16 protein-coding genes are annotated in these 15085 nt (G+C 68.8%); 7 read left to right on the top strand and 9 right to left on the bottom strand.

All coding sequences use genetic code 11. The features are described from left to right. Nucleotides 1–3 precede the first annotated feature (3 nt). Entirely contained in the window at nt 4–423 is a 420-nt protein-coding gene (locus ACTHK2_RS09890; protein ID WP_131993820.1) for an ExbD/TolR family protein, read from the top strand. Between the two features lie 293 nt (nt 424–716). Next, the gene (locus ACTHK2_RS09885) at nt 717–1124 is read left to right on the top strand and encodes an ExbD/TolR family protein (RefSeq protein WP_440245542.1); all 408 of its coding nucleotides are present in this window, start codon (nt 717–719) and stop codon (nt 1122–1124) included. 55 nt (nt 1125–1179) lie between these two features. On the opposite strand, the gene ACTHK2_RS09880 is transcribed toward ACTHK2_RS09885, so the two are convergent. From ACTHK2_RS09880 to ACTHK2_RS09850, 7 genes are all read right to left on the bottom strand, one after another. Further along, nucleotides 1180–1956 (bottom strand): pyridoxine 5'-phosphate synthase, encoded by a 777-nt coding sequence (locus ACTHK2_RS09880; protein WP_440245541.1) that lies wholly within the window; start codon nt 1954–1956, stop codon nt 1180–1182. Nucleotides 1957–2008: 52 nt separating this feature from the next. Then, a complete protein-coding gene (locus ACTHK2_RS09875) occupies nt 2009–3016 on the bottom strand; it encodes a PDZ domain-containing protein (RefSeq protein ID WP_440245540.1) in 1008 nt (335 codons plus the stop codon). Nucleotides 3017–3032: 16 nt separating this feature from the next. Beyond that, a complete protein-coding gene (locus tag ACTHK2_RS09870) occupies nt 3033–3500 on the bottom strand; it encodes a hypothetical protein (protein ID WP_440245539.1) in 468 nt (155 codons plus the stop codon). Then, nucleotides 3497–4063 carry an RNA polymerase sigma factor gene (locus ACTHK2_RS09865; protein ID WP_440245538.1) on the bottom strand — a complete coding sequence of 189 codons (567 nt, stop codon included), beginning with the start codon at nt 4061–4063 and terminating at the stop codon, nt 3497–3499. The genes ACTHK2_RS09870 and ACTHK2_RS09865 overlap by 4 nt, the downstream gene beginning before the upstream one ends. Before the next feature lie 71 nt (nt 4064–4134). Continuing rightward, nucleotides 4135–4803 (bottom strand): 4'-phosphopantetheinyl transferase family protein, encoded by a 669-nt coding sequence (locus tag ACTHK2_RS09860; RefSeq protein ID WP_440245537.1) that lies wholly within the window; start codon nt 4801–4803, stop codon nt 4135–4137. A 111-nt stretch (nt 4804–4914) separates the two neighbouring features. After that, complete coding sequence (locus ACTHK2_RS09855; protein ID WP_440245536.1) at nt 4915–5172, bottom strand: GlsB/YeaQ/YmgE family stress response membrane protein; 258 nt, start codon at nt 5170–5172, stop codon at nt 4915–4917. A gap of 89 nt (nt 5173–5261) precedes the next feature. Continuing rightward, on the bottom strand, nt 5262–5594 hold the full coding sequence (locus ACTHK2_RS09850; RefSeq protein WP_440245535.1) for a hypothetical protein: 333 nt from the start codon (nt 5592–5594) through the stop codon (nt 5262–5264). 114 nt (nt 5595–5708) lie between these two features. Between ACTHK2_RS09850 and ACTHK2_RS09845 the strand changes: the two genes are divergently transcribed. Continuing rightward, nucleotides 5709–6329, top strand: a complete 621-nt coding sequence (locus ACTHK2_RS09845) for a DUF4126 domain-containing protein (RefSeq protein WP_440245534.1) — start codon at nt 5709–5711, stop codon at nt 6327–6329. A gap of 15 nt (nt 6330–6344) precedes the next feature. Here ACTHK2_RS09845 and ACTHK2_RS09840 read toward each other — a convergent pair whose 3' ends face one another. Beyond that, nucleotides 6345–7346 (bottom strand): LysR family transcriptional regulator, encoded by a 1002-nt coding sequence (locus ACTHK2_RS09840; RefSeq protein WP_440245533.1) that lies wholly within the window; start codon nt 7344–7346, stop codon nt 6345–6347. A gap of 168 nt (nt 7347–7514) precedes the next feature. Between ACTHK2_RS09840 and aceB the strand changes: the two genes are divergently transcribed. The 4 genes from aceB to ACTHK2_RS09820 all read left to right on the top strand — a co-directional run bounded on the left by aceB (nt 7515) and on the right by ACTHK2_RS09820 (nt 14788). Continuing rightward, nucleotides 7515–9134: a malate synthase A gene (gene aceB / locus ACTHK2_RS09835; protein WP_440245532.1), complete on the top strand. Its 1620-nt coding sequence runs from the start codon at nt 7515–7517 to the stop codon at nt 9132–9134. A 71-nt stretch (nt 9135–9205) separates the two neighbouring features. Further along, on the top strand, nt 9206–10507 hold the full coding sequence (aceA, locus tag ACTHK2_RS09830) for an isocitrate lyase (RefSeq protein ID WP_440245531.1): 1302 nt from the start codon (nt 9206–9208) through the stop codon (nt 10505–10507). A 468-nt stretch (nt 10508–10975) separates the two neighbouring features. Beyond that, nucleotides 10976–12031: a diguanylate cyclase gene (locus ACTHK2_RS09825; RefSeq protein ID WP_440245530.1), complete on the top strand. Its 1056-nt coding sequence runs from the start codon at nt 10976–10978 to the stop codon at nt 12029–12031. Between the two features lie 165 nt (nt 12032–12196). After that, nucleotides 12197–14788, top strand: a complete 2592-nt coding sequence (locus tag ACTHK2_RS09820; protein ID WP_440245529.1) for a putative peptide modification system cyclase — start codon at nt 12197–12199, stop codon at nt 14786–14788. An 8-nt stretch (nt 14789–14796) separates the two neighbouring features. Here the strand turns inward: ACTHK2_RS09820 and ACTHK2_RS09815 are convergent, their stop codons facing one another. Beyond that, nucleotides 14797–15084 (bottom strand): NHLP-related RiPP peptide, encoded by a 288-nt coding sequence (locus ACTHK2_RS09815; RefSeq protein ID WP_440245528.1) that lies wholly within the window; start codon nt 15082–15084, stop codon nt 14797–14799. Between the last annotated feature and the right edge of the window lies 1 nt (nt 15085).

The following is a 15085-nucleotide window of genomic DNA, read 5'->3' as shown; positions in this document are numbered from 1 at the left end:
GCCATGGCAATGACCACGGGTGGTTCGGGCGGCGGCCCGATGGCGGAAATCAACGTCACGCCGCTCGTCGACGTGATGCTGGTGCTGCTGATCATCTTCATGATCACCGCGCCCCTGATGTCGCACAAGATCCGGATCGACCTGCCGCAGGCCAATCCGAACGTACAACAGGAAAATCCGCCGGAGCCGATCGACCTTGCCATCAAGGAAAACGGCGACCTGTTCTGGAACGACGAACCCGTCACCGATGCGATCCTGCAGGCCCAGCTGCGCGTCGCCGCGCAGAAGAGCCCGCAGCCGGAGCTGCAGATCCGCGCCGACAAGCCGACGCAGTGGCAGAAGATCGCCACCGTGATGGCCGAGGCGAAGGCAGCCGGCATGGTGAAGCTCGGCTTCATGACGACCGGCGGCAACGACCAGTAAACCGGTCGCCCGGAGAGAGGCATCCGAACGGCGCCGCGGCAACGCGGCGCCGTTTTTTGTTTGCCAGGCGATCCTCCCTGATCGCGGTTTCGACGAACGATGCGATGGGGCGTGGCATGCCTCGGGCTCACCACATCCAGAACGGCCATCCAATGGCCGCACTTGCGATGTACAGCGCGCTCCCTGCGGACGTCGGTGTCATTACCGGCGATCTGGAACGGGGGTGCGAATTGCGTCGCCGCGGCCGGCAGGCGCAGACTGGAGTCGCCCGACCACAGCCGAAGGAGACGACGATGACGACCGACGCGTTTCGTTCCCACGCTGCCGCGACCCAGGCCGAGATCAACGTCACGCCGCTCATCGACGTGCTGCTCGCCCTCGTCGTGATCCTAATGGTCACCGCACCACTTGCGATGAAGCGCCTGCCGCTTCCGCTCGGCGGCAACCATGACTGGGCGTCGACGCCGCGAACGCTCGGCCTGTCCGTGCTCTCGACCGGTGAGCTCTATCTCCAAGGCCACGCAGTCTCGCGTGCCGAGCTTGCGTCCGCCTTGGCGATCCAGGCGCAGATGCCGAAACCGCCCGTGCTCGAGGTCCGCACCGACGCGGACACGCCGTATGCGAACGTCGTCGACGCGCTCGCGGTCGCGCGCAGCAGCGGCATCGACGGCATCCAGATCGAAGGCGTGCGCGCGAAGTGACGCGCGCCGACGAGTGGTGCGAAGCGCCACACGTCGGCCTCGCACCCTCGCGCGCTCAGTCGCGCGTGCCGAGAATCGCGAGATAGGCGCGCACCGTCGGAGCGAGTCCGGCGTACAGCGCTTCGCCGATCAGCGCGTGGCCGATCGACACTTCGGCGAGGAATGGTATCGCGGACTTCAGCGCGCCGAGGTTGCGCTGATTGAGATCGTGTCCCGCGTTCACGCCGAGGCCATGAGCGCGCGCCGCCTCCGCGGTGCGCACGCAGGCATCGAGTTCTCGCGTGCAGTCGCCGGCTGCATACGCACGTGCGTAAGGTTCGGTGTAGATCTCGATGCGATCTGCACCGGCGGCGACCGCGCGTTCCAGGTCGGTGGCGCGGGTGCCCGCGTCGACGAACAGGCTGACGCGGCAACCGAGCGCCTTCAGCTCGGAGACGAGCGGCGCAAGCCGCGCTGCTTCGGCGGTGAGGTCGAAGCCGTGATCGGACGTGATTTGCGCATCGCCGTCGGGCACGAGTGTCGCCTGCGCCGGGCGCGTGCGTCGCACGAGTTCGACGAAACCGGGATAGCTGCCGCGCGCGGGCGCGAACGGATTGCCCTCGATGTTGTACTCGACCGCGCGACCGCGCGCATTCCAAGAAGCAACTTCCGCTGCCACGCGCGCGACGTCGTCCACGCGGATGTGGCGCTGGTCCGGGCGCGGGTGAACGGTGATGCCGTCTGCACCCGCCTCGATGGCCACGCGTGCGGCGAGCAGCGGGTCAGGCTCGGCATGGCCGCGCGAGTTGCGCAGCACGGCGACCTTGTTGATGTTGACGCTGAGCGCGGTCATCACGCGATGATCGCGCAAGCGCGCGCGCCTGTCGACGCGCGCGCCACGGACTTCAACGGCAGCGTTCGGCCGTCTGCTTCCAGGCCACCGGATCCCAATAGGCGCCGTCCTTCCACTCGCTGCGCTGGTCCTCGTTGAGGCGCGCCGCGATCAGGACGGTCGTGTCCGGCGGAACGTCGACGTCGAGCGCCTTGTAGCGGTCGCTGCCGATCGCTGAATTGCGTGCGCGATCGCTGAACGAGAGATAGCGGCTCTCGATCTGCTCGGCCACCTTGATCACGTGCCGACCTGCGCTCACGCGATACGCGCGCGTGCCGGTCGGGCCTGGCGACACGCCGTCGATGCTGATGCTCTTCGCCGCGTGCAGGCGGTCGCCGCGCGGCGCGACATCGAAATCGCTGATGCGTCCGCAGCCGGCGGAATCCGCCGGCATCGCGCCGCCGCCGCCACTGCCCGCCGTCGCCAGCTGCGTGCCGTCACCGACCGTGAGATGCATCGCCGGCAGGTAGACGCTCGAGGGCGTGCCCGCGAGTGTATGCCGGCGTCCCTCGCGCTGGACTTCAAACGCGAGCCGCGCGCCATCGGGCAACTGGTCGACCGAACGCCGCAGCGTCGCCGCCGCGCCATCGGTATTCGCGAGCGCGGTGCCGTTGACCGCGAGCAGCACGTCGCCACTGCGCAAGCCCATCTTTTCAGCCGCGCCACCCGGCGTGATCGCGAGTACGTGCACGCCGTCGCGGTCGGCGCGGGCGCTGTCGACCAGCAAGCCGAGATTGCTCACGCGTTGCGCCGGCGTGTCGATATCCATCCGGATCTCGTGCGCGGGCGCCGCACCGAAAGCGCCGCTTTCGACCAGCTCGGTCATCACCGCGCGCAGCTCCGCGCGCAGGCGCTGTTCGGCGCCGACGCTCGCGCCCGCATCGCCACGCAATGCGGCCCCGGCGACGGCTCCGGCGAGCGGCGTCGCGCCGTCCGCGTGAACACCGCCTGCGGCGAACGCGAACGCCAAGGCCAGCGAGCGCGCCGCCCACGGCACCATGTTGTACATCTGCCTGCTCATCTCGTTACCTCTGCCGTCACAATTGCGTGATGCTGGACGACCGGCCATAGGCCCCGTCCTGCATCGCCGCGATCAAACCCTGCAGCGCGCGATTGCGCTGCTGCCACAACGCGGAAAGCTCATCCGTGGCGGCGCCACGATCGTAGGCCGCCTGCAGCTCGGCGTCGATCGCGCGCAGCCGGGTCGAGCCGAGCGCGGCCGCCTGCGTGCCGGCGAGCCGCCGCCACTCGTCTTCGAGCGCACGCGATTCGTCCTGCATCGCGATCGTCCCGCTGGGGACGACCGGCGCGAGTACCGGCACGCCGACCAGCAGCGCTGCCGCGATCGATGCCGCGAGCGCGCCACCGACCACGGCGCGCTGCCAGCGGCGCCGCGATGCGCGTCGCTGCTGGGCCGCGACGATGCGCGACCACAACGCCGGATCCGGAGCGAACTCGGGCAGTCGTCGCGGATCGAATCCGCGAGTGCCCTGTTCAAGATTCATTCCTGCACCTCCTTTGATCCACCCGCGTCGTCGTTGAGCCGCTTCAATGCGCGCGCGAGGATCGACTTCGAATAACTCTCGCTCTGGCCGAACAGGTCGGCAAGTTCCTTGTGCGTGTAGCCTTCCACCTCGTGCAACACGACCACCGCGCGCGCGCGCGGCGGCAGTCGCATCAGCAGCGACCACGCATCGACGCCGTCCTCCGCGTCGGCGTCCGCCGTGGGCATCGCGGCGAACAAGGCCTCGACGTCGTCGGCCTGGTAGCGCTGCCGCGCGCGCAGCACGTCGATCGTCGCATTCGCGGTGAGCCGCTTGAGCCACGCACCGAACGGCGCGTCGCCGCGGAAACCCCCCAAGGTCGCGAACATCTTGAGGAACACGTCCTGCACGATGTCCTCGGCCGCCGCCGGCTCGCCGAGCACGCGCAGCGCGAGCGTGTAACACGCGCTGCCGAAGCGCTCGTAGATCGCCGCGAACGCGCCCATGTCGCCGCGGCGCGCTCGCTCGAGCACCATCCGGTCGAGCGTCTGGCCGAAGCCCGAGCCCGAGGGTACCGCGTTCACGTCGCTGGTCTGTCCGTCGGCCATCTGCAGCAAAGGACGGTGCAGGGGGCCGGAACGTCGCGTTCCTGGGCTCACGACACGAATTGCAACCGTTGCACCGCGCGCGCCGCGCCGTGCCAGGCGAGGCAGCCGGTGATCCCGGCCGCAGCCTCGAGCGGCCAGAGGCGCCAGTCCGCCGGCGAGCCCGCCTCGGCAGCGACGTGTGCGAGCCGATCGACGCGTCCTTCCGCGGACAATTCGAACTCGATGCGCTCGAGCCCGAAACCGAGTCCGTCACCGAGCGCCTTCAGCACGGCTTCCTTGTGCGTCCACAAGTGGAGGAATGCGAGATGACGCCGGCTCGGCTCGACTCGCTCGAGCGCAGCCGCTTCGCGCGCGCTGAAGAAACGTGTCGCGATGCCGTCGACACAGACCCGCCGGTCGAGCGGCTCGATGTCGATGCCGAGCGGCTGCTCGCGCGCGAACGCGAGCGCGACGCAGGAACCCGCGTGGCTGAGATTGAAGTCCAGCCAGGGCAGGGCCGGCGCGAACGGCTTGCCGTGCGCACCGCACTCGACCCGCGGCGTGCGGTCGCCGCCGGCGTAACCGCGCAGCAGGTGTTCCAGCATCGCGCGCGCCGCCTCGCGCACCGCGCGCGGGCGGGACTGCGCGGTATCGTGGAGCCACACATGGATCGCCCGGCCGTCGAGCGGCGGGGGTACGGCGGAAGCTCGGAGCGCATCGGTGTCGGTCGGTCGCATGCACCGATGCTTCGCGCGCCGGTGCGCGCCGTCAAGTCGGATGGAGCGAGAGGCGGAGAGCGGACCGAAAAAGGCCGGCTTGCGCCGGCCCCAGAAATCGATCCTGCCTTCTCAGGTCGCGCGTTTGAACAGGCCGATCAGCACGAGCAGGATGACCGCCCCGATGGCGGCGTTGATGATCGCCGCGACGATACCGCCGCCGATCATGAGCCCGAGGCGTGGCAGCAGGAAACCGGCGAGGAACGCGCCGACGATGCCGACGATGATATTGCCGACCAGGCCGAAGCCATGGCCCTTCACGATCTGGCCGGCCAACCAGCCGGCGACCGCACCCACGATCAGAAAGACGAGCAGCGATTCGATGGTCACGCCAACCTCCCGTCACGGCGTCGCGGGATGCGACGACGGGGATTCTGCGTCAGCGCCGGCAGCCATGCACGGTGCGCTGCGGCGAGACCTCAGCGCGTCGCCGACGGCGGCCGCGTCGGTGGCGCCACGGCAGGTGCCGGTGCCGCCGCGGGGCTCGAGGCCTGCGGCGAAACGGGCGGGCGTCCCGGCGCCGGCAGCGGCCGCGCCGCGGGCTTGCGCATCGCGGCGAGATCCGTCGGCGAGGCCATCGACGTCTCCGGCCGCGAATTGGCCGATACGCGCTCGGCCGCGAGCGAAAACACGAAGCCGATGAAGCCGACGATGCCGAGCAGCAGGCCGATGCCGAGCAACATCGGGCTGTGCGTGGTGAAGACGAAAATGAATCCGAGTATCGTGGCGGCGAGAAGGAGCCAGCGGACCATGGAGCACCTGGAACGGCAGCGTGGGCAGGGCCGCCACGCTAGCAGAAACGAAGTTGCGCGCGGGCGGCCGCTGGTCGGGCGATCCGGGCCGGTCGCGGGGCGAAAGGACGCCTGATGGACGCGCTTTCGCAGCTCGCGCTCGCCGGAGGACTCGCTTGGGCCAGCGGCATCCGCCTCTACGTCACGATCCTCGTCGTCGGCCTGCTCGGTCGATACGGCTACCTGCAGCTGCCCGAACCCCTGCTCGTGCTGCAACACACCTGGGTGCTCGCCGCCGCCGGCATCATGACGGTCGGGGAATTCCTCGCCGACAAGATCCCCGCGTTCGATTCGTTCTGGGACGCGCTGCACACCTTCATCCGCATCCCGGCGGGTGCGTTCCTCGCCTGGGGCGCGATGGGCGACGCGACCCCGGCCGCGCAGGTGGCGGCCGCGCTCGTCGGCGGACTCATCACGAGCGGCACCCATCTCGCGAAAAGCAGTGGGCGCGCTGCGATCAACACGTCGCCGGAACCGTTCAGCAACTGGACCGCGAGCGCGAGCGAGGACGGCCTCGTCCTCGGCGGACTCTGGCTCGCGATCGCGCATCCGATCGGATTCCTCGTTGCGCTCGCGCTCTTCCTCGCGCTGATCGCCTGGCTGTTGCCGAAACTGTTCCGCTTCGCCGCGCGGATGTTGCGGCGCTTGCGCCGCCGTGACGTGCCGACGCCGCTCCCGCAGCCGACCGTGGAATGATCCGCGGCCTCGCGCCTACCGTTCGGAGTGGCCCGCTTCCCAATAGTCCCGCCGCGTGAACAGGCCCGGGCGCACGAGATCGACGAATGCGCGCGCCTCGCTGCTGAGGTACTTGCCCTTGCGCACGACGACACCGTAGCTGCGCTGGGGGAAGTACGCGCTCATGTTGCGCACCGCCAGGCGTGCATGGTCTTCCTCGCCGATGCAGATGCCGGTCACGATCGAGATGCCGAGGCCGAGTGCGACGTACTGCTTGATCACTTCCCAGCCGCCGACTTCGATCGCGACGCGAAACGGCACCTTGCGCTGCTGGAAGATCAGGTCGACGAGGCGATAGGTCGTGAGGCGCTGCGGCGGCAGGATCAGGCCGTACGGCGACAGGTCCTCGAGGCGCAGATCCCCGAGCTTCGCGAGCGGATGATCGGGCGGGGCGATGAGCATCGGGTCGTACGACTGCACCGGCTCGTAGCTGAGGTCGTTCGGCACGTCCAGCATCGAACCGATGGCGAAGTCGACCTGATCCGAGCGCAGCAGCGCGAGCCCGTCCTTGCCGGTCACGTTGTGCAGCTGCAGCTTCACGCCGGGGTGCTGCTCGCGGAACGCAGCGACGAAGCCCGGTAGCAGGTACTGGATCGTCGAAGTGCCTGCGGCAATGTGCAGCTCGCCGCCGGCGAGGCCCGAACGCAGCGCGCGGAACCGCTGGTCGAGCTGGTCGAGCCCTTCGATCAGCGGCAAGGCGAGGTCGTACAGCGCCTGGCCCTCGCGCGTCGGCGCCACGCGGCGGCGGCGGCGCTCGATCAGGGTGGACCCGAGTTCCTGCTCAAGCGCGCGCAGCTGCAGGCTAACCGAGGGCTGCGACAGGAACAAAGCCTCCGCCGCGCGCGACAGCGTACCGAGCTTCACGATCATGCAGAACGCGCGCAACTGTTTGAGCCGGCTGCCTTTGTAGTAGAAGCGCGGCGCCGGGACGGCGCTTGCCGCCGGCTTCGCGCGCGAACCGGCGCGGCGATCCGCCATGCGCGCCCTGCGGGATGCGTCCCCCGCCTTTCGTTCATCCTGCTTCATGCGTCGATTCAAACACTTGTTCGATGTTTGACAAAGTCAATGTATCGCATTGAAACGTTTGCTTTGTCAAAGCAACGCACGAATGCCTAGGCTGATCGCCTCGCACCACGAGATCCGCCCATGAGTGCCACCGTCGAAAACCTGCCCCAGGCCCGCATCCGCCACAGCCTCGACACGCGGCAGGCGGGGGTGCTCGACGCTGGCGCGCTCGCCTTCATCGTCGACCTGCACGAGCGGTTCGATGCACGTCGCCGCGCGTTGCTCGAGGGGCGGCGCGAGCGGCAGCTGCGTTTCGATGCGGGCGAACGGCCGGACTTCCTCGCGGAAACCCGCGCGATCCGCGAGGCCGATTGGCGCGTGGCGCCGATCCCTGCGGCGCTGCAGGACCGGCGCGTCGAGATCACCGGGCCGGTCGATCGCAAGATGATCATCAACGCGCTCAACTCTGGCGCGAAGGTGTTCATGGCCGACTTCGAAGATTCGACCGCGCCGACCTTCACCAATCTCGTCGACGGCCAGATCAACCTGCGCGATGCGGTCGCTGGCACGATCGAGTACCGCGCGCCCGATGGCCGCGCCTACGCGGTCGGTCCCGACCCGGCCGTGCTCGTCGTACGGCCGCGCGGCTGGCACCTGCCCGAGCGCCATGTCGAGATCCGTGGCGAAGCGATCGCCGGCGCGCTGTTCGACTTCGGCCTGTTCGCCTACCACAACGCGCTCGCACTGCACGCGCGCGACCGCGGTCCGTATTTCTACCTGCCGAAGATTGAAAGCCATCGCGAGGCGGCGTTGTGGAACGACGTCATGGATCACGCGGAAGCCGCGCTCGGCCTGCCGCAGGGCGCGATGAAGGCCACCGTCCTCATCGAGACGCTGCCCGCGGTTTTCGAGATGGACGAGATCCTGCATGCACTGCGCACGCGCATCGTCGGCCTCAACTGCGGCCGCTGGGACTACATCTTTTCCTATCTCAAGACGCTGCGGGCGCACCGCGACCGCGTGCTGCCGGAGCGCGGCCAGGTGGTCATGGGCGTGCCGTTCCTGCGCCACTACTCTGAACTCCTGATCCGCACCTGCCATCGTCGCGGCGCGTTCGCGATGGGTGGCATGGCCTCGCAGATCCCGATCAACCACGATGCCGCGGCCAACGACGCCGCGCTCGCGAAAGTGCGCGCCGACAAGCTGCGCGAAGTGACGGCGGGGCACGACGGCACCTGGGTCGCGCACCCCGCCCTCGTCGCGGTCGCACGCGAGGTGTTCGACCTGCACATGCCGACGCCGAACCAGTTGCACGTCGCGCGCACGGATGTCGTGGCCGACCGCGACACCCTGCTCGCGCCGAGCACCGGCTCGATCACGCGCGCGGGTTTCGACGCCAACGTCGAGGTCTGCCTGCGCTATCTCGCGGCATGGATGGACGGCCAGGGCTGCGTGCCGATCCACCATCTCATGGAAGACGCCGCGACCGCGGAAATATCGCGCGCGCAACTGTGGCAATGGCTGCACCGCGCCGACGGCGGCACCGCATCCGCGCTCGCCTTCGACGACGGCGCGCCCATCGACTTCGCCACCTTCGACGCCGTGCTCGCGGCTACGCGCGACCGCCTCGCTGCGACCGCGATGCCGGGCCAGTCGCGCATCGGCGCCGCCGCCGAGCTGCTCGCGCGACTCACGCACGCCGACGCGCTCGCCGATTTCCTCACCCTCGAGGCGTACGACAGCCTCTGCGACCACGCCTGATCGACATTCCAAGCGCGGCCGAACGCGCCGCATCCCACCACGAGTCCGCTCCACCGACACCGAGGTATGCCATGAAGACGCACCTGCCGACCGCCGAACAGATCAAGCTGGACTGGAGCAACAACCCTCGCTGGCACGGCGTCGCGCGCAACTACACCGCCGAGGACGTCGTGCGCCTGCGCGGTACCGTCGCGGTCGAGCATTCGCTCGCCCGGCTCGGTGCCGAGAAATTGTGGGCCTCGCTACACAAGGAGCCGTTCGTCAACGCGCTCGGCGCCCTGACCGGCAACCAGGCGATGCAGCAGGTGAAGGCCGGCCTCAAGGCGATCTACCTCTCGGGCTGGCAGGTCGCGGCCGACGCCAATGTCGCCGGCGAAATGTATCCCGACCAGTCGCTGTATCCGGCCAACTCGGTGCCGATGGTGGTCAAGCGCATCAACAACACGTTGTTGCGCGCGGACCAGATCGCGCACGCCGAAGGCGACGACGGCGTCGACTACCTGCAGCCGATCGTCGCCGACGCCGAGGCCGGCTTCGGCGGCGTGCTCAACGCGTTCGAACTCATGAAAGCGATGATCGAGGCCGGCGCCGCAGGCGTGCACTTCGAGGACCAGCTCGCCTCGGTGAAGAAGTGCGGCCACATGGGCGGCAAGGTGCTCGTGCCGACGCGCGAAGCCGTCGAGAAGCTCAACGCCGCGCGCCTCGCCGCGGACGTCTGCGGCGTGCCGACCCTGCTGGTCGCGCGCACGGACGCCGAAGCCGCCGATCTCGTCACTTCCGACATCGACGACAACGACAAGCCGTTCATTACCGGCGAGCGCACCGTCGAAGGCTTCTACAAGACGCGCAAGGGCCTCGACCAGGCGGTCAGCCGCGGGCTCGCCTATGCACCGTACGCGGACCTCGTCTGGTGCGAGACCGGCAAACCCGACCTCGCCTTCGCACGCGCGTTCGCCGAGGCGATCCACGCGAAGTACCCCGGCAAGCTGCTCGCCTACAACTGCAGCCCGAGCTTCAACTGGAAGAAGAACCTCGACGACGCGACGATCGCGAAGTTCCAGAAAGAACTCGCGGCGATGGGCTATCGCTTCCAGTTCATCACGCTCGCCGGCTTCCACGCGCTCAACTACTCGATGTTCAACCTCGCGCACGGCTACGCGCGGCGCCAGATGAGCGCCTTCGTCGAATTGCAGGAAGCCGAATTCGCATCGGCCGAACGCGGCTTCACCGCGGTCAAGCACCAGCGCGAAGTCGGCACCGGCTACTTCGATGCGGTCACGCAGACGATCCAGCAGGGCCTGTCGTCGACGACGGCCCTCAAGGGCTCGACCGAAGAAGAGCAGTTCCACGGCGCCACGCCGCGCGCCGCCTGACCGGCGCGCAGGCACGCGAAGGCCGCCATTGGGGAGAACGGCGGCCTTCGTGTTTCCGGGAGAGAGGACCGGAAGGTGCCGCGACCGGCATCGGAACGACCGGGAGAGAGGGGACCCGGGCAGCTGGGGAGTGCCCCGGGTCGAGTCGTTCCGATGCCGGCCGGTGCCCCTGGGTGCCGCGAGGGCGGCCGGGAGCCAAGGGCTGGCAGGTGAACCCAAGCAAGAACCGGGCCTACCGGCGGCCAGGTAGGTGCACCTCCCGCGGGTGTCCCGGACACACACCCCGCGCCGCTGCGTCACTTGCGGCGCGCTCGCGCAAAACCGGCACCAGCGTTCGCACGCGCGAAGGGCGGTTCGCTCACAACCGGAATGGCTGTTTTCTTACGACACTCCTTGTCACTCCCTGCCAGCTCGCCGGCCACATGCGCTAACATGCTCCCCTTCTTCGGGCCCCGAGGGGAGGTTCGAGTGTCCAGCGACAAGGCAGAGTCGACCAGCGAACTCGCGCACGCGCTCACCGCGACCCCGCTGCGCCCGTCCCTGTTGCCCCGCCAGCTGTCGGAGGACGAGTTCGCGCTGTTCGCCCGCGTCGGCGTCGCGCGCCAGGTGAGCCAGGGCGAGGTGATCTTTCGCCGCGGCGAACTCGGCCGCAGCATGTTCATCGTCGAAGCCGGCCAGGTGCAGCTCGAGTTCGGCGACGGCCTGCCCGACAAGATCATCGGCGCGCGCGAATTCTTCGGCGAACTCGTGCTGTTCATCGGCAGCCACACGCGCGTCGCCAATGCGGTCGCGTTCGGCGAGGCGACCCTGCGCATCGTCGACCAGGAAACCTTCGAACACCTCATCGCGACCGAACCGCGCCTGCTCGCGCAGTTCATGCGCCGCTCGTTCTCCTACCTCGTCGCGAGCGAACAGCAGCTCATCCAGAGCCTCAAGCGTCGCAACGAAGACCTCATGGTCACGCTGGATTCGCTGCGCCAGACGCGCACCCAGCTGTCCACGGCGCAACGCCTGGTGCAGACCGACGAGCTGTCGGGCCTGTGCAACCGGCGCGGCCTCTACATGTTCCTGGAGCGGCTCGGCGAGCATCGCCTGCCCGGCACCGTGCTCGCACTGCTGCTCGTCGACCTCGACCGCTTCAAGCAGATCAACGACCGCTGCGGCCACCTCGTCGGCGACCAGGTGCTGCGCGCGATCGCCGAGGAAGTGCAGAACGCGGCCTCGTCAGTCGACGTGCCGTGCCGCCTCGGTGGCGACGAATTCGCGCTGCTCATGCAGGTCACCGGCGAAGAAGAACTCTGCGCGCGCGCGACCCAGGTGATCGGCGCGGTGCGTGCGTTGCGCTTCCCCGGTTGCAAGGAAGGTCTTTCGGTGACGGTGAGCATCGGCGGCAGCCTGTGCGGCGAGCATGCCGACTGGGCGGTCTGGTACAGCGATGCGGACGCCGCATTGTACGAGGCGAAAGGTCGCGGCGGCGACGGATACCATGTGGCGACGCCCGGCAGCGTGCGCTGCGTCGTCTGACACGAAGACTCCCTGCGCGCGGGAGCGAGAGCGGACCAGCGCGCACATGCGGCGAATGCCGGCCTCGGGCCCGCATCGCCGATGCACCAATCCGGTGGCGTCGCATGCCCCGCCGCACCGGATCAGGACGCGCGGCTCGCGCAGCGCGCTGGAAGGCAGCCAGGCATGAACGCATTGCTCCACCCGTCAGCATCGACCCCGCACGCCGCAGCGATCCCGCTGCTGCGTACGCTCGTGCTGTGCGACCTGGTGGATTCGACGGCCCTGACCCAGCGCCTCGGCGACCAGCGCGCCGCCGACCTGTTCCGCAAGCACGACCGTCTCGCGCGCGCGCTGCTGCCGCTGCACGGCGGACGCGAAATCGACAAGACCGACGGGTTCCTGCTCATGTTCGAGCGACCGGTGCAGGCGGTCGCGTTCGCACTCGACTACCAGCGCGCGTTGCGCGACCTCAACGAAGCCGAAGGCAGCACGCTTGCGGCGCGCGTCGGCATCCATCTCGGTGATGTCGTCGCCTGGGACAACAGCCCCGAGGACATCGCGCGCGGCGCCAAGCCGATCGAAGTGGAAGGCCTCGTCAAGCCGATCACCTCGCGCCTCATGCAGCTCGCGCTGCCGAACCAGATCCTCCTCTCGGGCGTCGCGCACGCGCTCGCGCACCGCGCGCAGGGCGAGCTCGGCGAACGCCTCGAGACGGTCCGCTGGCGCACGCACGGGCGTTACCGCTTCAAGGGCGTGCCCGATCCGATTCCCGTGTTCGAGGTCGGCGACGAGGGCGTCGCACCGCTGAAGGCGCCCCCGTGGTCGGGCAAGGCGCACCGCGAGGTGCCGTTCTGGCGCCGCCCGGCCACGCTCGGCATCGAACTCGCCGCGTTGCTGCTGATGCTCGCGATACCTGCCTGGTATCTGTTCCGCCCGGCATCGGCGATCGCGTTCGCCCAGCGCGACTGGGTCGTCGTCGGCGATCTCAAGAATTTGACGGGCGACGCGCGCTTCGACGAGTCGATCGAGACCGCTTTCCGAATCGGCCTCGAACAATCCCGCTACGTCAACGTGCTGTCCAGCCTCAAGACGCGCGAGACGATCCGCCTCATGCAGAAGGACCCGTCCGCGACCGCCGTCGACCGCGCGGTCGGGGCGGAGGTCGCGCTCAGGGACGGCGCACGCGCGCTGATCCTGCCGACCATCGCCGAGATCGGCGGCAGGGTCCGCGTCACCGCAGAGGTCGTCGATCCGAACACGCAGACGACCGTCTATTCGGAGTCGGCCGACGGCATCGGCGCCGAATCCGTGCTGGCATCGCTCGACACGGTCAACCAGAAGCTGCGCGTGCGTCTCGGCGAGGCGATGGCCGCGGTCTCGAAGGATTCGCAGCCGCTCGAGAGCGTGACCACATCGAGCCTCGAAGCGCTCAAGGCGTACACGATCGGCGAACGCGTCTACGCCACCGGCAGCATGGATGAAGCCAGGGCCCTCTACCGCCAGGCGCTCGTCGTCGATCCGGGTTTCGCGCTGGCGCACATCGCCCTCGCGCGCGTGGCGATGAACGTCAACCAGGCCGAAATCGCCAAGAGCGAGATGGCCGCGGCCCTCGCACAGGCCGACCGCCTCTCGCCGATGGACAAGCTCTACGCCGAAGCCTTGCAGGCGACGATGAGCGAACCGCGCGCGGCGCTCGACAAGTTGCGCATGCTCAACACGCTCTATCCCGGCCGCTACGAGGGCATCTACGGCTACTTCGCGTGGCAGGACGGCAATCGTTTCGAGGAAGCGATCGCCGCGCTCGAGAAGAGCGTCATCCCGCAGAATCCGTATCGTGCGACGAGCCTATACGTACTAGGCGCGCTCTACCTCGGCATGGAACGCTACGCGGACGCGCTCCGCGCCTTCGCGGATGCGAAGGCCTCGGGACTCAAGTCCGCGGGCGAATTCGCGGCGTCGGCGTACGCGGCGCAACGCGATTACGCCAAGGCAGATGAGACGCTCGCCGAACTCGAGCGCACCGTGCCTCCGAACGGCGAACTGAGCCTCGCCAGGCTGTGCATCCAGCTCGACCAGGGACAGTGGTCGGCGGCGCGCGCGCTGATATCCGCCGCGACGAAGAAGGATGCCGCCGTCGCCGCCGATGCCGATGCCGCCGTCGCCGCCGCACTCGGCTCGGGGCGGTTCGCATTGCCGCCGGCCGTGGCGGATGACCACCCGGCGGCAACGGCCGGTGCATCGCCATTCCGTACGCTGTTTCGCGCCTATGCCGACGCGCGCCGGGGCGATGTCGCGGCAGCGCGCAAGCAGCTGGAAGCGGCCGGCAATGGAGCCGAGCTCGACGGGCAGAGCCTGATCCTCGCCGACATGCACGCCGTGGCGCGAGCGGAGCTGCAGCGTGCATCGGGCAATGCGAAGGAAGCAGTGTCCATCCTGCGCGCAACCGTCGACGGCAGCGAGTTGCTCATCGTGCACGCAGCACTCGTCGACGCTTACGAGAGCGCGGGCGACCGCGAGGCAGCGCTGAAGGAGGCGCGCTACCTCGCCGGGCGTCGCGGGCGTGCCTACGCGGAGTACAACGCGGAGCGCGTGCTGTCGCCATACAACGTCGTCCAGGCCACGGCAGCGAGGCTGCGGAGTGCGGAACTCCTCGTCGCGCTCGGCAGGAAAGCCGAGGCCGACGTAGAACTCGCCGCGTTCCACGACGCATGGAAGGACGTGGCGGCGATCCCCGAACTCGCGCAGCGTGCGGCGAAACTCTCCGCCGCACGTTGAAGGCTGGCTTACTTGGTGCTGTCGAACCGCAGCCGGTTCGGGATGATCATGCTGTGCGCTTCGACGACCTTCGAGTCAACCATCTGCTGGTGTGCCTCGGCGAACGCCTGCTTGTCGGCAAGCCGCGTCGGCGCCAGGCAGGCCGCGTCGATGTTGACCACGACTTCATGCGGCACTCCGAGCTCGACGAGCGCGGCGGCCGGCTTCTCCGCGTAGCGCTGGCGGAATCCATCGTTGGTGGACAACTCGAGCAGCAGTTTGATCAGCTGCGCGTTCGTGAGTACGGCGTCACTCATC

Source organism: Dokdonella sp. (assembly GCF_051958935.1).
Lineage (GTDB): Bacteria > Pseudomonadota > Gammaproteobacteria > Xanthomonadales > Rhodanobacteraceae > Dokdonella_A.
The sequence above is the reverse complement of the archived record's forward strand: the minus strand, read 5'-3'. Positions and strand labels throughout refer to the sequence as shown.